This window comes from Shewanella zhangzhouensis (genome assembly GCF_019457615.1).
In the GTDB taxonomy this organism is placed as follows: Bacteria; Pseudomonadota; Gammaproteobacteria; order Enterobacterales; family Shewanellaceae; genus Shewanella; species Shewanella zhangzhouensis.
The window spans coordinates 590,324-612,268 of the sequence record NZ_CP080414.1 but is presented as its reverse complement, the minus strand read 5'-3'; the positions used below and the strand labels follow the sequence as shown (position 1 = coordinate 612,268).

The following is a 21,945-nucleotide window of genomic DNA, read 5'->3' as shown; positions in this document are numbered from 1 at the left end:
GTCATCTGGTCTCGTCAGACTTTCGGGCGTTTAAATCACGCCCTACACATTAGAAAGTCAAAAGAGATCAAGCATGAAACACAAAAGCCTGCTGGCAGTAGCCATCGCAGCCGCACTGATGAGCGGTTGCAACGACGATAAAACGGTTGAAGTGATCAAGGAAGTGGAAGTCATCAAGGAAGTGGCTCCCGAGGAAATCACCTCGGTGAAGAACGTCATCCTGATGATCGGTGATGGTATGGGTGCCCAGCAGGTTGGTCTGCTCGAAGAATACGCCCGCCGTGCCCCGCACTCCACCTACAACAGCAAAGGGAACCAAACCGCCCTCAAGCGCCTGGGTGATGCTGGCCAGATGGGTCTGTCGCTCAATGGCCCCGATGGCAGCCTGGTAGTGGACTCAGCCTGCTCTGCCAGCCAGCTGGCAACCGGCAAGGCGGCAGGTTCAGAAATGATTGGCCTGGATGCCCAGGGTTATGTGGTTGAAACCATCCTTGAGAAAGCCAAAGCCAAAGGCAAGGCAACAGGTCTGGTCTCTGACACCCGCCTGACTCACGCCACCCCCGCGGCCTTCGCCGCCCACCAGCCACATCGCAGCTATGAGTCTGCCATTGCCGCCGAGCTTATCGACAAGGCCGTGGTAGACGTGATGCTCTCCGGTGGTGCCCGCGAATTCATTCCTCAGGATGCCGGCAGCAACGACGCGGTAAAAGCCGAGCTGGCCGCCCTGGGCGCCGGCACGTCGGTTGTGAAAAAATCCAAGCGTAAGGACGATCGCAATCTGGTCAAAGAAGCCAAGGATACCAAGGGCTACCAGCTGGCATTCGACAAGGCGCAGCTCAATGCCGCCGACGGCGACAAGTTGCTGGGTCTGTTTGCCAACTCCGGCATGATGGATGCCATCGCCTACAAGGCCTGTCAGGAAGCCGGTGATTGTAAAGAACCTTCGCTGCGTGAAATGACCCTCAAAGCACTGGATATTCTGTCCAGGGACGAAGACGGCTTCTTCCTGATGATTGAAGGCGGCCAGATTGACTGGGCCGGCCACATCAATGATGCCGGCTGGATGCTGCACGAGCTGCTGCGTTTCGACGAAGCCGTGGATGCCGTTTATAAGTGGGTTAAAGACCGCGACGATACCCTGGTAATTGTCACTGCCGACCACGAAACCGGCAGCTTTGGGTTAAGCTACAGCCGCAAAGATCTGCCAGACGCCCAGAGCCTGCCCGGTGACGGTATGCAGGGCGCCGACTATCAGCCCAACTTCAATTTTGGCAGCCTGGACAAGCTGGACCGCCTCTATGCCCAAAGCGGCACCTTCTACAACATGATGGACATGGTCAGCGCCGACTGGGCCTTTGACAGCTCCACCGGTGACGAATGGGCCGGCGCCATTAACCACTACAGCGACTTCAAGGTAACACCAGAGCAAGCCGCGCCGGTCGCCCTGCGTGAAGCCAACGAGTACTGGGTCGATGGCCACAGCTACCTGTCTGCCACCGTGTTTCCCAAGGTTAATGATTTCAAGGAATTCTACGTTTACGCAGATGAAGTCCACGCCAACCTGATTGGCCGTGCCCTGGCTGCGGATCAGAACGTGGTTTGGGGTACAGGCACCCACACGGCCGCGCCAGTGCCCGTATACGCCTTTGGTCCTTATGGTGTGACCAAGCAATTCTCCACCATGCAGCACCACACCGAAGTGGGCCAGAAAATGATGGCAGCGCTGCTCGGTGAATAACTAAGCTGGGTGACAAACCAGGCTCGGTGACAAACGCTCGGTGATTAAAACGCACCCGCAAAAAAGCCGCCCATGGGCGGCCTTTTTATTGGGTGAACCCCATTTGGGGCAAGTTTTGGATACCGGCGGTTCTATCTCTATCAAAACCCCTATCAAGGTACCAATGTACACTTGAGCGCAGGTGCACCATACCCCCAAACCACTTCGGCTTCGCCCTGATGCTCCCAAAAGCTTTCATTGGGTCCCTGATAGCGTGCGCCGCTGCCGCTTGGGGCAACAAACATCAGCGACACAGAATCGCCCCGCTCGGCGATGGCACTTGCGGGGGCGGTGTCAAAATAGCTGATAATCACTTCGCTGTTATCGCCGCAGCGCCAACTGAAAGGGCCCTTCATGGGCACCAAACGATAGAGTGCCTGTAATTCCGCCGTCCGGGTTCGATAGCTCTGGGCCACACAAGCGGCCAGTTCTTCGGATTTCCAGCACTCATTGCGGCCTTTAATCCAGCCCCGCTGCTCCGCCTTGAGGGTTGGTGGATGTTCATTGACAGCCTTCATCAGGGCCGCCTTATAGGTATCTGCCAATCTTCTGTCAAGCGCAGCCAGCGCCGGGTCGCTACACACCAGCTTTTCGGCCGAGGGAGCATTGTCAGCTAATTTACTGCAATCAAAAGAAGGAGCCTCGGCTGCCGCCACGCCCAGAAATGCCAATGTAAAAACACCGGTGATTATGCTGAGTTTCATCCATTAATCTCCTTTGCCTGTATATGTTTGCCGCCTTGTCAGCGGCCTTCAAGCTGTTATGCTGCCATGGTTCACAGGAGAATCCATGTCTAACGAATTGAAAGCACTGATGTGCAACGCCCTTGTATGCCCGGGAAGTGGGCATCTGCTGCTGGGTAAAAAGTGGCTGGGCTGGTTGATACTGCTACTGACGGCAATCAGCCTTTCTCTGCTGCTCAGTGACGTTTACCGGGTCGCCAACGACATTGCCAACGAGATAATGTCAGGGATGCTGCCGCTGGACATGCCGCAAATTCTGGCAGAGATCCACAATCGCAGTAGCGCCATCGACTCATTTGCACTGTACCTGGTCATCGGCGTGTGGCTGTTTGGGATTCTGGACAGCCTGAGACTGCTTATTCAGCGCCGCGCCACAAATCAATGAACTCAAAATAACAGGGCACCAGCAAGTCAGCCAGATCGGCATAGTCCGGCTTCCCCTCCGGGCAGTAGAGCGCCGACCGGCAACCGGCGCTATGGGCCGTCTGCAGGTCAAACAGATAATCACCAACGTAGAGCACCTGGTGCGGCGCAAGCTGCCAGATTTGCATGATGTGGATGAGGCCGGCAGGGTCGGGCTTGGCCGGCGCATCTTCCCGGGTCAGCAAGACGCCAACCGATAATCCCAGACGCGACAGCGTCAGCTGTGCGGCCTGACGCATATTGCGGGTCAAAATCGCCGTCGGCAGCGGTATTTGCTGCACAAACTGCAGCAGTTCCGCTGCGCCCCCTATCCATTCAGCCTGATGAGAGGCCGCCATTTCATAGTGATGCACTGTCGCCATGGCATCGCCCTGCTCCGCCGCAGGTAAACCTGCAATATGGGCCAGAATATCCTGCCCGGCAGTGAGCCCGAGCGCCTGCCGGATAGCCGGAAAGTCTGGGTTGGAATGGGCCAGGGTGCCATCGAGGTCGAAGACAACGGCGCGAATGTCCGAAAGCCAGAGCGGCGGCTGTGCCTGACGGCTCATGGCTGCACGCTCCCGGGTTTACTGAACGAAGCCAGATATCTTGGCAACAATTGAAGCGTGGCCACCGCCAGCACAATCAGCACTATTCCCATCATGCTCACAGAGCTCAGGGCATCGGACTGGAAGCTCTCTGGCCACCAGCCAAAGGCGACGACAGCCGCCGTTAAACTGAAGCTGACTATGGGTGTCAGGGCAAGCATGGCGCTCACCTGCGCCGTGGGCCAATACTTCATCGACTGACCAAAACAGCCGTAGGCCACCAGGGTATTGATAGCGCAAAAGCCTGCCACCAACCAGGCATTGGTATCCATGGCCCCAAAGGCTGTGAACTCACAAAAGGGCGCCATCAGCACCACACCCACACCGTAGATAAACAGCAGCACATTGGCCGGTGAAATCCTGGGGATGAGCGCCTTTTGGATAAGGGCATAACTGGTCCAGGCCAGCGCCGAAAACTGCACTATGGCAAGCCCCAACAAGAGCTCACCGGCATCCCCTTCAAAACTTAATCTGGGAGCAAAAAACAGATACATGCCTACGGCGAGCAAGGCAAAACATCCAAGCTGCACCGCCTTCAATCGCTCGGCGAAAAACATCACTCCGCCAAACGCCAGAAAGAAAGGCGCCGTCTGGAAGCTGAGCTGCGCCACACCGGGCGCCAGATAATCGAGGGAGTAAACGAAGGAAACATAATTGGCCATCAGCAGCACAGCCGCGCCAAGGAGGAGCAGCCAGTCCTGCTTTGCCAACGCTGCAAACTGCCGCAACCGGCCGCCTAACCATTGCACCGCCACACTGACAATCAGGGCTACCAAAAACCGAAACCAGGTCAGGGTAACAGGGTCGATAAAGTCGGCCGATAATTTGAGCGCGATGGGAAGCATGCCCCAAAAAAACACGGCGACGGCGACATAAATAAAACCGGCCCGAAACGATGCAGCATCCACTTCATGCTCTCCAAGGAGGAAAGCGCCAATGATGCAGCAAGCACAGAGACAACTCCAGCACTATCAGCCGGGGGCTTTGCCCTGATACAACCAGCTGAGCCGTGGCAAAGCCGCCAGATCAAGATGATCGCCATAACTGGCCGCACTGATTGCTTTGGGTGGCTCGGGCTCATTCTCGAGGGTGGCCATTAAAATTTCCTGGGCTTCTTTTTCGCCATGCACCAGCACCAGCGGCGGCCGCCCCTCGAAGTGATGATACCAACGCAGCAGTTCGGCCTGATCCGCATGGGCCGACAGACCGCCCACGGTATGAATACGGGCGCGCACATCAATGGATTGCCCATTGATAGTCAGCTTATCCACCCCATCCACCAACGCCCTGCCCGGTGTGCCTTCGGCCTGATAGCCGCAGATGATCACGTCGCATTCGGGTCGGTAGAGGTTGTGTTCCAGATGGCAACGGATACGCCCGCCGTTACACATGCCACTGCCTGCAATGATAATGAGCCCCTGATGTACCTCATTCAGTGCGATGGACTCGTCGGTGCTTTGAATAAACTCCACGTCCGTGAGCAAGGGGTGCTTACCCGGATGTTGGCGCACAAAGCGTTTGAAATCATCATCCATCAGCGGCAAGTGGCGTATGTACACCTTGGTGGCCTCAATGGCCATGGGGCTATCCAGGCAAATGGTCCAGCGCGAAAGGTCCCAGTCTTTGGCATTCAAATGAAACAGGTACAACAGCTCCTGCGCCCGGCCCACCGAGAATGCCGGGATAAGAATATTGCCGCGACTGTCGCTGATGGCCTTGGCAAAAATTCCTTTAAGCTCTTCCAGTGTGGCTTCCCAGCTGCGGTGCAGGCGGTTGCCATAGGTAGACTCCATGAGCACCAGATCGGCGCGGTCCACCAAATCGGGATCCCGCAGTATCGGCATACCGGCCCGCCCCAAATCGCCTGAAAACACCAGACGTTTCTGGCGCTGGCCGTCATCCAGCTCCAGCTCCAGCAGTGCCGAGCCCAGAATATGCCCGGCATCCCTGAGGGTGATGGTCACCCCCGGAACAGGGTCCAGCCGCATGCCATATTCCAGCGGGATAAAGCGGGTCATGGCAACATCCACATCCTGCTCATCGAAAAGTGCTTCCAAAGGTTCCAATCCTTGTTTCAGCCGCTTTTTGTTTTGCCGCTCTGTGTCCCTGCCCTGCAGCATGGCCGCATCTTTAAGGAGTATTGCGCAGAGGTCGAGGGTGGCGCTGTGGGTATAAATGGGGCCGCTGTAGCCTTGCTTTACCAGCAGAGGCAATCGACCGGAATGGTCAATGTGGGCATGGGATAAGACCACGGCATCCAGGCTTGCGGGGTCGAAAGGGAAGGGTTCGCGATTTCGGGCTTCCTGCTGCTTGCCTCCCTGCAGGAGGCCGCAATCCAGCAGCAGGCGTTTACCGTTGAGTTCCAGTAAGTGACAGGAGCCTGTGACTTCCGCTGTGGCTCCCCAAAACGTCAGGGTCATACTCATGACATTGCCTCCTGCAATCACGCTGTAAGTACATAAGCAGATTGCCGAAAAAGCGTATAAAACTCAAAAAGTTTTATGTTTAAAGACCTGCGGTGGTACTTCGCGCCGGGTCGAGCAGCGCCAGCGCCTCGCCAACGGGCAAAGGCCGGTGGAAATAAAATCCCTGCACAAAATCCACCTGCATGGATTTCAGTAGCTCCAGTTGCGCCTCGGTTTCAACTCCCTCAATAATCAGCTGCTTTTTGAGATCCCGTCCAATGCGCAAAATCCCCTGCAACACAGCGATGGCTTCGTCGCTGTCGGTCAGATGAGAGATAAAGGCCCTGTCTATCTTGATGACCTGAATAGGCAATCGCAATAAATACCCCAGGGAGGAGAAACCGGCCCCAAAGTCATCCAGACAGATGATAAAGCCGCTTTGATGAAGCCGATGCAGCTCACTGATGGCCCGGTCTGAGTGCACCAGTGCATTTTCGGTGATTTCCAGCTCTACCCGGTCAAAAGCCACGCCGGCACGGAGAAATTCGGCCTTGAGATCGTCGACAAAGGTCTCGTGGTGCAGTGAATTAGCGGAGATGTTCAACGATACAGGGACATTCAGCTCAGGATGCTGAGTAATGAGCTCGCAGGTCGCCCGCGCTACATAGAGATCCAGGCCGTAGTAGAGTCCGGATTTTTCCACCGCCGGGATAAAGGCGCCAGGGGGAATGTTGCCCTTTTCCGGATGCTGCCAGCGGATGAGCGCCTCATAACCCACTACGGCACCGGTGTGAATGTTCACCTTGGGTTGCAGCACCAGATAGAGTTCCCGATTATCCAGAGCAATGCGCAGGTCACTGAGCACTGTCATGCTGTCTCTCGATGCCTGCTCGTAGCGCTTGTTAAAGGTTTCACCGGAGCCACGCCTGTGCTCCTTGGCCACCTTCAGCGCCGACTCGGCATGCCTGAGCATCTGTTCCATATCAGGCTCTTGGGTGGCATCCAGCACGGCGCAGCCAACAGTAAGACCCAATCGAATCGATTGCTCGTCTATCATCAGGGGTTTGGCGCAGCGCACCGCCAACTCATGGGCAGTGAGTTTTACCTCAGGCAAGAGCACGGCAAACACATCCGCATGCAAGCGGGCAATCAGGGCACGGGTGGAAAATTCTTTGCGCAATACCCGCGACATTTTGTCCAGAATGTTGTTACCAAACTCGTACCCCAGGGACTCGATAATCTGGTGGAAATAATCGATATCCACCATAAAGAGACTCGCAGCCCCCGGGTCAAATTGTTTCAGGAAACTGGCGCCATACTCCACCAATCCGGCGCGGTTGTGCAGGCCGGTCAGCTCATCGAAAAAGGCCGCCTTGTTGAGGTGCGCAAAAAACTTGGCATTTTCCAGCCCAAGTGCCACGTTCAGGCAAAACACCTGTAACAGCTCCTGATCCACCTTGGTCAGACCGGTGGCATTTTCGGCGACGATCACCCCCTGCCAGCCCGATGGCGTCGACAGATATAAACAACTGCAGTTGGGATGAAATACATGCTGATGGGCGTTGAGGGTTTCCTGCACCAGCTTGCGCTGCTCAAGCTCGGGACTCAGCTCGTCCAGACTCTTACCGTAGAAGGGGCGGAACTTGTCACTGGCGGCCACCACAAAAAACTCATGATTACCGGAATCTATGGCAAAGGGCCCGTTCATTGGCCGTTTGGAGACACAAAACAGGCTGTCGGCCTTGATGTTAAAGAGGGCATCGATTTGCTCGAGCACCCCACCAGCAAACTCATGGAGCGATCGTTCCTGAAACAGATTTGCGGCCGCATTAATTACCGACCTTAATCCCTGACGACTGCGCTCCAATGCATCCATCTGACTGAAACATCGCAGTCCGGTTGCCACCACAGTAAACAGTTTATTGCGTGTCAGCTCGCTCTTGGTCTTGTAGGAGTTGATTTCGTACTTGAGGATAACTTCTTCTTCGGGGGTATATCCGGGCTGGCCTGTCCTGAGGACAATTTGCAACAGGTGGTTATCGAGTTCATTGCGAATGCGGTCCACCAGCATCAAACCGGCCTCATCGGTTTCCATCACCACGTCCAGCAGCACCAATGCCATCTCGGGGTGTTTTTTCACCAGCTCGAAGCCTTCTTTGGCATTGAATGCCGATACAAACTCAAGGGGGCGTCCGAATACGCGAACATGTTTCAGGGCCAAACGGGTAACATCGTGAATGGCAGGCTCATCGTCAATAATACCGATGATCCAGGGGGCAACAGGAGCCTCAGGCTGAAGCGGCTGTTCCTCAAGTTTACGGGCGCTGGCAAAGAGTTTACCCACGATTGGCCCCCCCGCAATTAACAGCAACTCGCACCGACCGTTCCATTCAGGCTCCCGCATTAAAGACTTGGTTCAAGTGTAGCAGCAATTAATACCCGATAATGTTAACCGACGCTATTGTCAGGTAGTCTTAAACTGATGAAAGCGGTAATACCCAACATCAGCGCACTGACCCATAAACAGGCTTCCAGACCATAAAATTGGAACACGGCTCCCGATAACAGTGTACCCATAAGACGGCCAGCGGCATTGGCCATGTAGTAGAATCCCACATCCAGCGAAACCCCGTCTTCATCGGCATAATGCACTATCAAAAAACTGTGCAGTGCCGAGTTGATGGCAAAGAGCACACCAAAAATCAGTAGCCCTGCAAGCAACCAGTAGAGGCTTAAACTGCCACCCTGTCCGGCATCCCCCATGGCATACAACCCCATGGCGATAGCCGCCGGTGACAGGGCCAGCAAAGCCACCCAAAAGGTGGCTTCACGGCCGCCGGGCAATCGTCCCTTTCGGCGAATAAGCCGAGGGGCAGCAGCCTGTACCATGCCATAACCAATAATCCAGGCCGCCAGAAAACTCCCGACCTGCCAATGGCTCCAGCCAAAGAGACTGGCAAGGGACACAGGCAGTGCCACCACGAACCAGACATCTCTTGCCGCAAACAAAAAAAATCGCGCCGCCGACAGGGTATTGACTCTGGCACTTTTAGAAAAAATCTCTTTGAATTTTGGCTTGTTTTTGGCCTTGCCGAGCTCATGCCTGAGGCCACTCAGGCTATCAAGCCAAACCAGCCCGAGCAGGATCAGCAGGATTGCAACGGCACCTGTAAAGCCAACCAGCGACAACAGTGCCCCGCCGACAAAGAAACCCACGCCCTTGAGGGCGTTTTTCGAGCCGGTGAGCAGGGCCACGTACTTGAACAGCCTGTCATCTGCACCATCCTTGGGCACCAGAGACTTGATGGCGCTTTTGGCACTCATTTTATTGAGATCTTTGGCGATACCTGACAGCGCCTGAGCCGCCATCACCCAGGCCACCGTGAGCCAGGCCGACGGTGCCAACAGCATGCCCAGTGCCAGAATCTGCAGCCCCATACCTATATTCATGGTGCGATTAAGACCAATACGAGCGCCCAGCCAGCCCCCTACAAGATTGGTCACCACGCCAAAAAACTCGTAGAACAGGAATAACATGGCGATCGCCAGCGGCCCATACCCCAACTGATGGAAATAGAGCACCACCAACATCCGCAGGGCACCATCGGTAAGGGTAAAGGCCCAATAGTTGGCAGTGACCAACAGGTATTGACGCTGATCCGGCGTCAGTGTATTGCCCCTCGCAAACATAGGATTTACGCCTTATCCCGTTGTCCGACCATCAACGCCAGTTCGGCCACGCGGTTGGCATAACCCCACTCGTTGTCGTACCAGCAATAGAGCTTCACCTGGGTGCCGTTAACCACCATGGTGGACAGGGCATCCACCACGCTGGAGCGGGGATCGGTGCGATAGTCGATGGACACCAGCGGCCTTTCTTCAAATCCCAAAATACCCTTGAGTTCGCCTTCTGCGGCAGCCTTGAGCAGGGCGTTCACCTCCACTTCAGTGGTGGGACGCTCCACTTCGAATACGCAGTCGGTCAGCGAGGCATTGGCCAGCGGCACCCGCACGGCGTGGCCGTTAAGGCGTCCCTTGAGCTCGGGGAAAATATGGGTAATGGCGGTGGCGCTGCCTGTGGTGGTAGGGATAAGGCTCATACCGCAGGCGCGGGCACGGCGCAGGTCCTTGTGAGGCGCATCCAGAATGGTTTGGGTGTTGGTGATGTCATGAATGGTGGTCATGGAGCCATGCTTGATGCCCAGCCCCTCGTGGATCACCTTAACCACGGGCGCCAGACAGTTGGTGGTGCAGGAAGCCGCAGTAACAATCGGGTGCACATCCGGGTTGTACAGCTCGTGGTTAATCCCCATCACCACGTTAAGCACGCCTTCTTCCTTCACGGGTGCCGTCACCACAACCCGCTTAACGCCCTGAGCAAGATAGGCTTCAAGCACCGCCCTGGTTTTCATCTTGCCGGAGGCCTCAATCACCAGATCGCAGCCCGACCAGTCGGTCTCTTCGATGGTCTTGTTCATACTGGTGCTGATCCGCTTTTCACCAATGAGGATATTGCAGCCATCGCTGGCCACCGGATGCTGCCAACGGCCATGGACGGAATCAAATTCCAGCAGGTGCGCCAGCGCCGTGGCATCCCCCGCCGGGTCGTTGATATGTACAAATTCAAACGCGTCACTGTTCCATGCTGAGCGCAGCGTGAGACGCCCCATGCGGCCAAAACCGTTGATACCTACTTTAATCTTGCTCATTTTGTCTCTTCTCCCAGTCAGACACGCTATTAACAGCAGCGTCCGGGTCTGCAACCCATGGTCGCCAAACGTTGTTTTTCATCCACCAGCCAGTCTGGTCCTTTCTGCGCCAAATGTGCCAGTTGCCCGGCACACCACAGTGGCAGGTCATCGGCCTGGCGGTAGTACACCCACTGGCCCTGACGCCTGTCTGTCAGCAAGCCTGCGTCTTTTAAAAGACGTAAATGGCGTGAAATTTTGGGCTGACTCAGATTAAGCGCCTCCGTCAGCTCACACACGCACAGCTCAGTTTCCCCCACAATCAGCATCAGGATTCTGAGCCGGGTATCATCGGCCAGCGCTTTGAAAAAACTCACTACATCCATCGCCGCCTCCTCAATCATATATGGCTGCCATAATATATGAAATTCCATATGTGTATAGTTACACTTTTGTGAAGTTACACTTTCTATGTCAGGCCGTGCCCCATCGCGTGCATGCCCCGCTTACTTGCACCTCACTTATTCGCACCTTCCTCAGTATCAACCAATCAGGACAAACTTGTTTGCAGGTAAAATATTCTCCCCAGACTGCTAAATAACCGCAGAAATTATTAAAGTCTGACTAAATAATTTCAGAAAAATTATTCTACCGTAAGTCACTGCCCTACGGGAAAATATTAAGAATCGGCTGACGACAAAATCAACCAAGAAATAGAACACATCTTCAACCGGCCTTGAAAATTCAGCCGATAATTTACATAATAGCCCGGTCAAATTCATTCGAATGCTAAAAAATACAACACGAAAATGTTGACTTAGTTGGCTTTCAAATGATTTTTTCCGCGATTACAATCAAGCAGTTAAAAAGGAAATCATCATGTCATCCTCTAACTCACAGGATCCAGACACGAACGTGTTACTGGATACTACCGCTATTAAAAATAAGCTTATTTATTCAGTTCAATTAGTCTGCTTTTGGCTAATTCTCTCAAGCTATATATTCCCTTGGCTATCAGCCAATATCAAAAATATACTTCCTTCGAAAAGCAGGTAATTTTTAAATGGAACACTCCAGCTATATTTCGCTGGCACTCTACTTTATTGCCATGTTGGCAATAGGGCTGTTTGCCTATCGTAATTCCACCGATGATCTTGCGGGCTATATGCTTGGCGGGCGTCAGGTCAGCCCCCAAGTTACCGCCCTTTCCGCCGGGGCATCCGACATGAGCGGTTGGATGCTGATGGGGCTGCCCGGCGCCATGTTTACCATGGGCTACGACGCCCTGTGGATTGCAGCAGGATTGTTGCTCGGTGCCCTGCTGAATTATCTGCTGGTCGCCCCCAGACTCAGAGTGTTCACCGAAGAAGCCAATGACGCCCTCACACTGCCAGACTTTTTCAGCAAGCGCTTCAATAAAGACAACGGCTCGGTGCGCATGATTTCAGCGGCAGTCATCATCCTATTTTTCACCCTGTACACATCCGCAGGATTGGTCGCTGGCGGTAAGTTTTTTGAATCGGCGTTTGGCTTACACTACCAAGTCGGTTTGCTGGTCACTGTGTCTGTGGTGGTAGCCTACACACTGCTCGGTGGGTTTCTGGCGGTCAGTCTGACTGACTTCGTGCAAGGTTGTATCATGTTCATCGCATTGGTGTTGGTACCCTTGGTTGCACTGCAGGAGTTCAACAGTGGCAGCGAAATGCTGGACCAGGCCGGGCGCAGCATTACGCCGTTGACCGACTCCTTCGAACAAATGAGTCTATTGGCCATCATCTCCAGCCTCGCCTGGGGACTGGGTTACTTTGGTCAGCCCCATATCATTGTGCGCTTTATGGCAATTCGTTCGGTGAAGGACATTGCGACAGCCAGAAATATCGGCATGAGCTGGATGTTGGTCACCATCATAGGCGCGTTGGCAACCGGACTCATCGGCGTGGCTTACGTGAACAAATTCAAGCCGGGTTTGGATGATGGTGAGACTATCTTCATTCTATTTTCTGAGATCCTGTTTCATCCGCTTATCAGTGGCTTCCTGTTGGCGGCGATTCTGGCAGCGATTATGAGCACCATTTCCTCGCAGCTCCTGGTGTCATCCAGTTCACTGTCTGAGGATGTTTATCGCGCCCTGTTTCATAAAGAAATGGATCAGAAAGCCACTGTGACCGCAGGTCGCATCGGCGTGCTCGCGGTGGCGGCGGTGGCAACCTTGCTGGCGCTGGACAATAACGCCAGCATACTGTCTCTGGTCGGCAATGCCTGGGCAGGCTTTGGTGCCGCTTTCGGCCCCCTTGTACTCTTGAGCCTGTTCTGGCGCAGAATGACCCACAGCGGTGCAGTCGCTGGCATCATCAGTGGTGCGGGCACTGTCATTGTCTGGAGTCAGCTGCCACTGCTTGAAAACAGTCAACCGCTGTCCAGCCTGATATATGAAATCGTGCCCGGATTTATTGTCAGCGCCACCACCATAGTGCTGGTGAGCTATCTGGGGCGTGCGCCCTGCAAGACGACCCAAAAAGCCTTTGAGGTCACCCGGGAAAAGCTCAAACAAGCCACCTGACCCTCGAGTGCCCGCCGCTACGGCGGGCCTTTTGGTATCTAATGCAGCGAACAGTCTTTTAGCTGTACGGACTACCGTCGCCATGGCAAATTTTCCCAATCGTTGTAAAATACCCCATCTTTTGCAGTGGGCAGATAGTCAGTGAGCCATCCCAATCACAGTCTGGATACCAAACGCACTTTTCTGAATGCGCTCTCGTATCATTCGCTGCAATCCCCGATATTCCGGGAAACAGGCACACACCATAATAAGCCTGCCCGACTTAACACTGACCCCACACATTCAGAGGAATACTCGTCATGAGTCTTGCTGATTCCGTACTGGCCGTGAACAACGACCTGCCCATCCGTACCGACAAACCTGTGCACAGCGGCAAGGTACGCAGCGTTTACTGGCTGACCGAGGCCGACAGCGCCCGCCTTATCCGCGAACGCGGCTACGATGTCCCTGCCGACACGCCGCTGGCCATCATGGTGATCTCTGACCGTATCTCCGCCTTCGATTGCATCTTCCACGGTGAAGGCGATTTGCGTGGTATTCCCGGTAAGGGCGCGGCCCTCAATGCCATCTCCAACCACTGGTTTGGGCTGTTCAAAGAGAACGGTCTGGCCGACAGCCATATTCTGGACATTCCACATCCTTTTGTTTGGATCGTGCAAAAAGCCCGCCCCATCAAGGTTGAAGCCATCATTCGCCAATACATCACAGGCTCTATGTGGCGCGCTTACCAAAAGGGCGAGCGTGTGTTCTGTGGCATCACATTGCCAGAAGGACTGGAAAAAGATCAGAAGTTGCCTGAGCTTTTGATCACCCCGTCCACCAAGGGCATTCTCACCGGTATTCCCGGCGTGCCAGAACAGGATGACGTGAACATCAGCCGCGCCGATATCGAAGCCAACTTCGAAGCCTTTGGTTTTGAAAAGAAAGAAGATATCGACCTGTACGAAAAGCTGCTCAAAGAAGGCTTTGGCGTTATCTCCGAGGCGCTGGCAAAGCTGGATCAGGTGTTCGTGGATACCAAGTTTGAATTTGGCTATGTCACCGACCGCAACGGCAATTCCAAGCTGATTTACATGGACGAAGTAGGCACCCCGGATTCTTCACGTATTTGGGAAGGCGCCGCCTACCGCGACGGCAAGATTGTCGAAAATTCAAAAGAAGGTTTCCGTCAGTTCTTGCTGAACCACTTCCCTGATCCGGACATCCTGCTCAACAAAGACCGGATGCCGGAACGTGAAGCCCTGGCCCGCGACAATGCCCTGCCGCTGGATGCCATGATGAATGTATCCCGTACTTACACCGGCATCGCCGAGAAGGTAACTGGCCGCAAGATTGAACTGTCCGACAATCCCAAGGCAGAAATCATCGCCATCCTCAAAGAGCAGTACGCTTTGGTGGATTAAGGCGTACGCGCCCCGAAACGGCGCACTTAATTCCGCACAAGAAACCCCGGCCAATGCCGGGGTTTTTATTTAGCTGACAACCTTCAGCTTGCCCAAACCACAGAGACGACGGCCGAACCATTCTCTCCGGCACAAGCGGGAACCCTGCCAAGCCTTTCACACAAAAGTATTGCCAAAGCAGCCACTTATCATCATAGTTGCTTAGGGAAGATCAAGATGAAGGCATAGCCATGGAATTCAATCAGGGAACACTCGACGAGCTGATGCTAAAGGCCCAACAGGACCTCAGCAGCGACCAGCAAAGCTACAAACGTAAACTCAACCTCTATGTGTGGATGGCCTACGGCGTCATCCTGTTATTGCTGCTGCTCTTTGTCGGCCTGGTGGCAGGTACGGTGGGACTGGCGTTCACCAGCTCAGTATTCCTGGTGCTATTACTCAAGAAAAAGCTGATTATTCCGCTGCTGATCATCGGCTGGATGCTGGGAAGAGTACTCTTTCTCGGGGCAGGTAAACCCGAAGGGTATAGACTCAGACGCTCCGAAGCCCCACTGCTGTTTGGCCAGGTGAATGAGCTGACCAAAAGCCTCAATACCCCCAGAGTGCACAACATCATTATCACGCCGGAATTTAATGCCGCCATGGCGCAAACGCCCCGTTGGTTTGTGGGCGGCCCAACCGAGAACACGCTTATCATAGGGCTTGAGCTGCTTATGTCGCTGTCCAAAGAAGAGCTCAAAGCGGTGTTGGCCCACGAGCTTGGTCACCTGAGCGGCGACCACGCCAAATTCAACGGCAAGATTTACCGTGCCCGCGCCATGTGGGAGCAGATGATGCACAGCTTCGAAAGCTCAGGCTCCCTGGTTACCTACCCCATGCGCAAGTTTTTCAGCTGGTATGCGCCGCGCTTTTCGGCCTATTCATTCGCACTGGCGAGGCTCAACGAGTACGAAGCCGATTTGTCTGCCGCCACGCAGACCTCCGCAGCCACTTTTCAGTCGGCATTGGTCAAAACCTCACTGCTTGCCGAAATCACAGATGAAGATTTCTGGCCGCAATATTACCGCCGGGCCTATGAGCAAGCCGCCCCCGATACCTTGCCCTACACTGCCTTTAAGCAGTTTATGGATGCCGGTGAATTTGGCGATCTGCCACTGCGTCTTGCGAAGGTTATGGCCGAACGCACCTCCCCCCACAATACCCATCCCTGCACCAAAGACAGGGTAGAAGCACTGGGCACATTCGATGCCGACGAATTAAAACTCAGGGAAAACAATGCCTGGCAGTTGCTTGGCAAATCGGCCCATAAAATCATTAAAGAATTCAATGATAATTGGCTGATGTATAACGGCCAGGAGTGGCAGTTCCAGTACCAGCTGGCGCAGGAACAATTGGCCAGACTCAAGGAGCTTGAGCAGATAGATCCCAATCAGCTATCGCTGGACCAAAAGGAAGAACTGGCGTTCCTGCTGGATAAGTTCCAGCGAGACCCGGAGCGGGTCGTGGCGCTCTACGACGGCATTATGGCATCCAAACCCCATGATCTCGACACAGGTCTGCGTTTGGCACAACTCTATGCCAAAGCAGGTAATCCGCGTTGTCTGCCACTATTCCGGGCCTGCCTTGCCAAGGATGAGCTGGTTAACGACGCCTGCATGGGTGCCTATGGCTACTACCTGCATCTGGGAGACGGCAATCAGGCCAACGAGTGGCTCGATAAACTGGTTGCCCACGGTGAGATAGCCGAACGCGCCAGGCAGGAGCGCATCACGGTAGGCGCCAAAGACCCCTTGATGGCGCCCACCCTGCCTAAAGAGGCCATAGATGCACTCGCCGCGCGGCTGATTGCGATAGACAGGGTGGAGGATGTGTGGCTTTGCCAAAAATCGGTGCAGTACTTCCGTGACAGCCCTGTGGTGGTGCTTGCCATCAAGGTGGGCGGCTGGACCGGCAAAGACAAGGTGCTGGAGGAATGCTTTGGGCAACTCCCCGCCGATTGGACCAGTTTTATCGTGACCAGGGATATGGACTCTGCGCTGTTTAAAAAAGTGCAAACCAAAGGCACTCAGATTATTTAAAACCCATGTCGACAAACACTTGTTTGCGATATACCGACAAAAGGCACCCCATGGGTGCCTTTTCGGTTGTGCGCTTTATACGGACGATTGCAGATTTTAATAGCCAAAGCGAACTTCGCCTTGCTGGCCTGGGGCATCGAGCGCGTTAACACGTCGAGCTGAAGCCCTTTCGGGAAGCCCCGGCCAATTGCATATTTTGTTACCTTAAAATACTGTTGTGCCCAGTACAACTCCCTGTGTCAAACCTTTGGCCGACAGAAAAAACACTATAATTTAAAGTGCCCTTCCCCTACATACAGCCAAAGGAGGGAAGTATGGACAAGCAATATATTCTCTACCCGACAGACTTCTCTGAAAGCTCAACCCACGCTCTGCAACAGGCTCTTGATCTCGCCCAAAAGAGCCATCAAAAACTGCGCCTGCTGCACGTGATAAGTCGTCCTTATGGCGATGACATCACCACAGAGCCACACCACGAAGACAACTTCGGCATAGTGGTAGCCAACGCCACAGAGCAGCAGGCCCATTCGGCAGCCTATGCCAAAGAAAGGATCAACGCCTTGCTGGCCGGCCTGCCACCGGATCAGGAAGTGGAAATACAAATAGACAAGGGCAATGCCACCAGCCAGATCCTTGCCGAGGCGGCACGGGATGATGTTGCCATGGTCGTCATCGGCTGCCATCATCATGCCCCTTTCACCCACTGGCTACATCCCAATGTGGCAGCGCAGGTAGTGAACAAAGCCCACTGTCCCGTATTGGTGGTCAGGTAGGGCAACTTCTCCAACAAAAAAGGCACCCGAGGGTGCCTTTTGAACAGTCCAATGATTAGAGATTACGGTAGGTAAAGCTCAGTTCATCGGCGCGGTTGGCCTGACCTTCCGAAAACTCATACATGCAGGAGTCGTCGGTGTAATCCATGAAGTTGGTGATGGGGTCCAGGCCGGGATAACGGCTACCGGCGCAGGAATCACGGTTCACAGGACAACCATAAGCAGGGCTGCGCTCTGCCGGAGTATCGGCAACATAGTCACCATTGCCGCTGCAGCCACCCTGGAAGGTGTGATACAACCCCAGCCAGTGGCCCACTTCATGGGTACCTGTGTCGCCTTCATTATAGGGCGCGGCACTGCCGCCGGGCAGGCTGGAGTAGAGCACAACCACACCGTCATTTACCGGATCGGATGCATAGCTGCTTGGGAAGGTTGCCCAGCCCAGGAGGCCGCCGCCCATGTTGTTGGTGTAGAAGTTGAGGTCTGAGGCATCGCCCTGGCGCAGTGCCGCCTTCATTTCCTTCTCAGCGGTTGAACCATGGGTAGCCGTGTACCAGCTGTTGTTGGCGGTACGGGTGATACCTGCCACTTTAAAGGTAAAGGGCGTATTGGCATAAGCATCGTTCAGCACATTGATTTGGGAATTTATTGCACCTGCAGACAAATCACCATTGCCGCCGTTATCAGTGATTACGTGCATATACACATCAACCACCACGCTGCCATTGGGACGAGGCTGGTAAGTGCTGCCGCCACCACCGCCTCCGCCACCACCTGGCTTACCTTTGGCGGCCTTCAGAGTTTGAAAATGTTTCTCACGTAATTCGGCTTCCTGGATGCTGGGCTGCTTGGTACCACAGCGCAGGAAGGATGCATTGGGGTTGGCATTGTCGAAGGCATTGTCGTTTTTGGCATTGCCAATCGCAGGCACTGTAGCCAAACCCAGTGCCATTATCAGGGTAGAGGTCTTTGCAATAAAGCTCACAATGGGCTCCTTGTCTTTATCTTGTTAGTCAAATCACGGCGTACCGTGCGACACAGACACCAACGACGCAGCCTGAAACGGCACAAACTACATGATGTAACCCTAAAGCTAGCGAATCACCCCGCGTTAATCAAATGATCCAGCATTGTTAATTGAAATGATAAGACCAGTGCTCCCAATATCCGGGCTTTCATCTGCACAGCGGCAACCCGGCGAGACGCTGGCAAGGGCGCTGCACCCTTGGCATACTGGTCATCTTCTTACTGACTCCTTACCACTATGCACATAGCTTCCTGCCAATTCGAACAACACGGCGCCATCATTCAGCACATCTTTAACCACGCCATCGCCAACACCACAGCGCTCTACGAATATGAGCCAAGGGACATGGCAAGAATTGCAGCCTGGTTTGCACAAAAGGAGGGGGCGTACCCTGTGCTGGGTGCCTTTGATGAAAAGGGTGACTTGATGGGATTTGCCAGCTATGGCCCATTCCGGGGCTTTCCGGCAAACCTCTATTCGGTGGAGCACTCTGTTTATGTTCATCCGGATCACCGTGGCAAAGGGGTCGCACTACAGCTGATGCAGGCGCTTATTCAAGCGGCGAAGGATGCTGGATTGCATATGATGGTGGGCGGCATAGATGCCAGCAACAATGCCAGCATAGCCCTGCACCAGAAGCTTGGCTTTGAACATGCCGGCACCTTAAAAGAAGTGGGCTATAAGTTTGATCGCTGGCTGGATCTGGCCTTTTATCAGCTGAAGCTCAGCAACTAATCCTCTGCTTTAAAAAGATATAGAGCCGGTATCGGCTCTCTATATTGTTCGCAAACCAGTCAGGCCACACGAAATTCAGATCAGTCTTTCAGTCGATAAGTCACTTCGACCCTGTCCGACAGGGTAATGTCACCGGACTGATAGCTCTGCCCTACCCCATTGTCGGCCTCCATCATGGCCGCTTTGTACATCACCGGGCGAACCGGCCCCTGATCGTAGTAGCGGATATGCCACACCCCCTGAATTTTGGCGCCAAAGCCCTGGGCCAGGGACTCGGCCTTGGACTTGGCATCGGCAATGGCAAGCTCCCGCACCCTGGCTCGGGCGGCGCTGTCATCGCTGAGCTCAAAGCTGATATTGCCCACCCGGTTGATGCCTTCGGTCAGCGCCGAGTCCACTATTTCATTCACTCTGGACACATCTGTGATGCGCACCGTCACCCGGCGATTGGCGCCATAACCTATCAGCTGAGGCTCGGCATCCTTGTGGTACTTGTACTCTGGATTGATGATGAGATTGGCACTTTCAATCTGCTCGCGCTTCACACCGGCGGCTTCCAAACGCTTGATAAAACCGGCCACGGCCTTGTCAGAAGCGCCCTTTACATAACGGGGGTCCTTACCTTTGGATACCACCTCAACCGAGATAACGGCGGTGTCGGGCGTCACTTTCAGCTCGGCGACTCCCGTGGTGTCCAAAGTGGGGAACTCGTTTGCCTGTGCTGATGAAGTCAGGGCTGTCACGGCAAACAGGGCACTCACGCCGAGGGCTGTCAGAGTTTTTTTCATGGGATTCTCCTTGGTTTTCAAATCTGTCTGACGTTACAAACGGCATAAAATTCAAAAAGGGTTAAATTTTTCAAAAAAATTTTCCATCATCTTGCTGAACAAATTTTCACCACACACCCTGTACCTTTCGGGCACTTGCGGTATAATCGCGCGCACTTTTTTACTGCCCACAGCCCAAGCCACTGTGCACCCGGCCCGGCGCGGTAAATGAAACCAGTCACGCAATATCGGAACGCGCACTTTGAACAAGACAGTCGAAACTTTTGATCCCAAGCAGACTACCACGCTCGAGACCCCAGCCAAGACCCTGGCAGCAGAAGCCAAGGCCAGCGACGGCACCATTCAGGGCAACCGTATCGGCTTTGTCAGCCTGGGCTGCCCCAAGAATCTGGTGGACTCAGAGCGCATTCTGACCCAGCTGCGTATCGACGGTTACGAGGTAACCAACAGCTACGACAATGCCGATCTGGTGATTGTAAACACCTGTGGCTTTATCGATGCCGCTGTGGAAGAGTCGCTGGACGCCGTGCGTGAAGCCCTTGAAGAAAACGGCAAGGTGATTGTGACCGGCTGTTTGGGTGCCAAAGAAAACCAAATTCGCGAAGTGCACCCCGATGTGCTGGAAATCACCGGCCCCCACAGCTACGAGGCTGTGCTGAACCACGTACACAAGTATGTGCCAAAGCCTGAGCACAACCCTTTCATCTCGCTGATCCCCCAGACAGGTGTAAAGCTGACGCCCAAGCACTATGCCTACCTGAAGATTTCTGAAGGCTGTGACAACCGCTGCACCTTCTGCATCATCCCAGCCCTGCGTGGCGACCTGGACAGCCGCGGCGTCGGCAGTGTGCTGGACGAAGCCAAACGTTTGGTTGAAAGCGGCGTACAGGAAATTCTGGTAGTGAGCCAGGACACCTCCGCCTACGGCAAAGACAAAGATGGCCGCACCGACTTCTGGAACGGCATGCCGGTAAAACAGGACATCACCAGCCTGGCACGCCAGCTGGGCAAGATGGGCGCCTGGGTGCGTCTGCACTACGTGTACCCATACCCCTGGGTTGACGACTTGATCCCGCTGATGGCCGAAGGTCTCATTCTGCCTTACCTGGACCTGCCGCTGCAGCACGCCAGCCCGCGCGTTCTCAAGATGATGAAGCGTCCAGGCCGGGTTGACCGCCAGTTGGATGCCATCAAGAAATGGCGTGAGATCTGCCCTGACCTGGTGATCCGCTCTACCTTTATCGTGGGCTTCCCCGGCGAAACCGAAGAAGACTTCGAAATGCTGCTGGACTTCCTGCGTGAAGCACGCCTCGATCGCGTTGGCTGTTTCAAGTATTCCGAGGTGGATGGCGCCGTGGCCAATACCCTGGCCGAGCTTATCAGCGAAGAAGTGAAAGAAGACAGGTACGAGCGCTTTATGGAAGTACAGGCCGAAATCAGCGCCGAGCGTCTGGCCCGTCTGGTTGGCCGTGAGCTGGATATTCTGATTGATGATGTTGACGAAGAAGGTGCCATCGGCCGCTCTTACGCCGATGCCCCTGAAATCGATGGCATGGTGTTTATCAATGGCGAAACTGAGCTGACTCCCGGTGATATGGTGCGTGCCCGTATCGTTGCCTCGGACGAGCATGATCTCTGGGCCGAATTGGTCGCCCTGGAAGACTGACGTTCAGCGCATTAAAAAACGGGCTTTATGCCCGTTTTTTGTCTTTGCGTTGCCAAACGCCCTAAAATCAAAAGGGGCATCGCCCTTATGCTGATGCCCCTTCTGGTTGCGAGCCTTGCGTTGATAAGACCCTTTGCCTTTTTTCGGTTTCTCGACCTTCAACCTGAACAGGTCTGAGGTCACCAGCGCCTTGACGGCGTTGTCGCGGATCTCTCCGCGGCCATGATCGTGATGCTTGCTCACTGATTTGCTCCTTTGGTTAAAAACCGGCCAAGCATAAGACCAATGGCCG

At 54.4% G+C, this 21,945-nt stretch carries 19 protein-coding genes; 8 read left to right on the top strand and 11 right to left on the bottom strand.

What is annotated here, in order from left to right; all coding sequences use genetic code 11:
* The first annotated feature begins 73 nt into the window (after nt 1-73).
* Complete coding sequence (locus K0H63_RS02680) at nt 74-1,738, top strand: alkaline phosphatase (protein ID WP_220066602.1); 1,665 nt, start codon at nt 74-76, stop codon at nt 1,736-1,738.
* A 152-nt stretch (nt 1,739-1,890) separates the two neighbouring features.
* Here K0H63_RS02680 and K0H63_RS02675 read toward each other — a convergent pair whose 3' ends face one another.
* Nucleotides 1,891-2,481: an MliC family protein gene (locus K0H63_RS02675; RefSeq protein WP_220066601.1), complete on the bottom strand. Its 591-nt coding sequence runs from the start codon at nt 2,479-2,481 to the stop codon at nt 1,891-1,893.
* An 85-nt stretch (nt 2,482-2,566) separates the two neighbouring features.
* Between K0H63_RS02675 and K0H63_RS02670 the strand changes: the two genes are divergently transcribed.
* Nucleotides 2,567-2,905 (top strand): hypothetical protein, encoded by a 339-nt coding sequence (locus tag K0H63_RS02670; RefSeq protein ID WP_220066600.1) that lies wholly within the window; start codon nt 2,567-2,569, stop codon nt 2,903-2,905.
* On the opposite strand, the gene K0H63_RS02665 is transcribed toward K0H63_RS02670, so the two are convergent.
* The 7 genes from K0H63_RS02665 to K0H63_RS02635 all read right to left on the bottom strand — a co-directional run bounded on the left by K0H63_RS02665 (nt 2,877) and on the right by K0H63_RS02635 (nt 11,009).
* A complete protein-coding gene (locus tag K0H63_RS02665; RefSeq protein WP_220066599.1) occupies nt 2,877-3,491 on the bottom strand; it encodes an HAD family hydrolase in 615 nt (204 codons plus the stop codon). The genes K0H63_RS02670 and K0H63_RS02665 overlap by 29 nt on opposite strands.
* Nucleotides 3,488-4,375 (bottom strand): DMT family transporter, encoded by an 888-nt coding sequence (locus K0H63_RS02660; protein WP_258405697.1) that lies wholly within the window; start codon nt 4,373-4,375, stop codon nt 3,488-3,490. The genes K0H63_RS02665 and K0H63_RS02660 overlap by 4 nt, the downstream gene beginning before the upstream one ends.
* A gap of 126 nt (nt 4,376-4,501) precedes the next feature.
* A complete protein-coding gene (locus K0H63_RS02655) occupies nt 4,502-5,956 on the bottom strand; it encodes an MBL fold metallo-hydrolase RNA specificity domain-containing protein (RefSeq protein WP_220066597.1) in 1,455 nt (484 codons plus the stop codon).
* Between the two features lie 79 nt (nt 5,957-6,035).
* Nucleotides 6,036-8,279: a GGDEF/EAL domain-containing response regulator gene (locus tag K0H63_RS02650; RefSeq protein WP_258405642.1), complete on the bottom strand. Its 2,244-nt coding sequence runs from the start codon at nt 8,277-8,279 to the stop codon at nt 6,036-6,038.
* A 104-nt stretch (nt 8,280-8,383) separates the two neighbouring features.
* Nucleotides 8,384-9,625, bottom strand: coding sequence for an organoarsenical effux MFS transporter ArsJ (gene arsJ, locus K0H63_RS02645; protein WP_220066595.1), 1,242 nt, complete (start codon nt 9,623-9,625; stop codon nt 8,384-8,386).
* Between the two features lie 5 nt (nt 9,626-9,630).
* On the bottom strand, nt 9,631-10,644 hold the full coding sequence (locus tag K0H63_RS02640) for an ArsJ-associated glyceraldehyde-3-phosphate dehydrogenase (RefSeq protein WP_220066594.1): 1,014 nt from the start codon (nt 10,642-10,644) through the stop codon (nt 9,631-9,633).
* Between the two features lie 29 nt (nt 10,645-10,673).
* On the bottom strand, nt 10,674-11,009 hold the full coding sequence (locus K0H63_RS02635; protein ID WP_220066593.1) for an ArsR/SmtB family transcription factor: 336 nt from the start codon (nt 11,007-11,009) through the stop codon (nt 10,674-10,676).
* A 677-nt stretch (nt 11,010-11,686) separates the two neighbouring features.
* On the opposite strand from K0H63_RS02635, the gene putP reads away from it, so the two are divergent.
* The 4 genes from putP (at nt 11,687) to K0H63_RS02615 (ending at nt 17,437) form a co-directional block, all read left to right on the top strand.
* The gene (putP, locus tag K0H63_RS02630) at nt 11,687-13,183 is read left to right on the top strand and encodes a sodium/proline symporter PutP (RefSeq protein ID WP_220066592.1); all 1,497 of its coding nucleotides are present in this window, start codon (nt 11,687-11,689) and stop codon (nt 13,181-13,183) included.
* Between the two features lie 299 nt (nt 13,184-13,482).
* Nucleotides 13,483-14,586, top strand: a complete 1,104-nt coding sequence (locus K0H63_RS02625; protein WP_220066591.1) for a phosphoribosylaminoimidazolesuccinocarboxamide synthase — start codon at nt 13,483-13,485, stop codon at nt 14,584-14,586.
* A 230-nt stretch (nt 14,587-14,816) separates the two neighbouring features.
* Nucleotides 14,817-16,664 (top strand): M48 family metallopeptidase, encoded by a 1,848-nt coding sequence (locus tag K0H63_RS02620; protein ID WP_220066590.1) that lies wholly within the window; start codon nt 14,817-14,819, stop codon nt 16,662-16,664.
* Between the two features lie 314 nt (nt 16,665-16,978).
* A complete protein-coding gene (locus tag K0H63_RS02615; RefSeq protein WP_220066589.1) occupies nt 16,979-17,437 on the top strand; it encodes a universal stress protein in 459 nt (152 codons plus the stop codon).
* 55 nt (nt 17,438-17,492) lie between these two features.
* Here the strand turns inward: K0H63_RS02615 and K0H63_RS02610 are convergent, their stop codons facing one another.
* Nucleotides 17,493-18,422, bottom strand: coding sequence for a zinc metalloprotease (locus K0H63_RS02610; protein ID WP_220066588.1), 930 nt, complete (start codon nt 18,420-18,422; stop codon nt 17,493-17,495).
* Between the two features lie 279 nt (nt 18,423-18,701).
* On the opposite strand from K0H63_RS02610, the gene K0H63_RS02605 reads away from it, so the two are divergent.
* Entirely contained in the window at nt 18,702-19,199 is a 498-nt protein-coding gene (locus K0H63_RS02605; RefSeq protein WP_220066587.1) for a GNAT family N-acetyltransferase, read from the top strand.
* An 80-nt stretch (nt 19,200-19,279) separates the two neighbouring features.
* Here K0H63_RS02605 and K0H63_RS02600 read toward each other — a convergent pair whose 3' ends face one another.
* Complete coding sequence (locus K0H63_RS02600) at nt 19,280-19,987, bottom strand: SIMPL domain-containing protein (RefSeq protein WP_220066586.1); 708 nt, start codon at nt 19,985-19,987, stop codon at nt 19,280-19,282.
* Nucleotides 19,988-20,228: 241 nt separating this feature from the next.
* Between K0H63_RS02600 and rimO the strand changes: the two genes are divergently transcribed.
* The gene (gene rimO / locus K0H63_RS02595) at nt 20,229-21,653 is read left to right on the top strand and encodes a 30S ribosomal protein S12 methylthiotransferase RimO (RefSeq protein ID WP_220066585.1); all 1,425 of its coding nucleotides are present in this window, start codon (nt 20,229-20,231) and stop codon (nt 21,651-21,653) included.
* Nucleotides 21,654-21,656: 3 nt separating this feature from the next.
* On the opposite strand, the gene K0H63_RS02590 is transcribed toward rimO, so the two are convergent.
* Complete coding sequence (locus K0H63_RS02590) at nt 21,657-21,896, bottom strand: ribosome alternative rescue factor ArfA (RefSeq protein ID WP_220066584.1); 240 nt, start codon at nt 21,894-21,896, stop codon at nt 21,657-21,659.
* Nucleotides 21,897-21,945 lie beyond the last annotated feature (49 nt).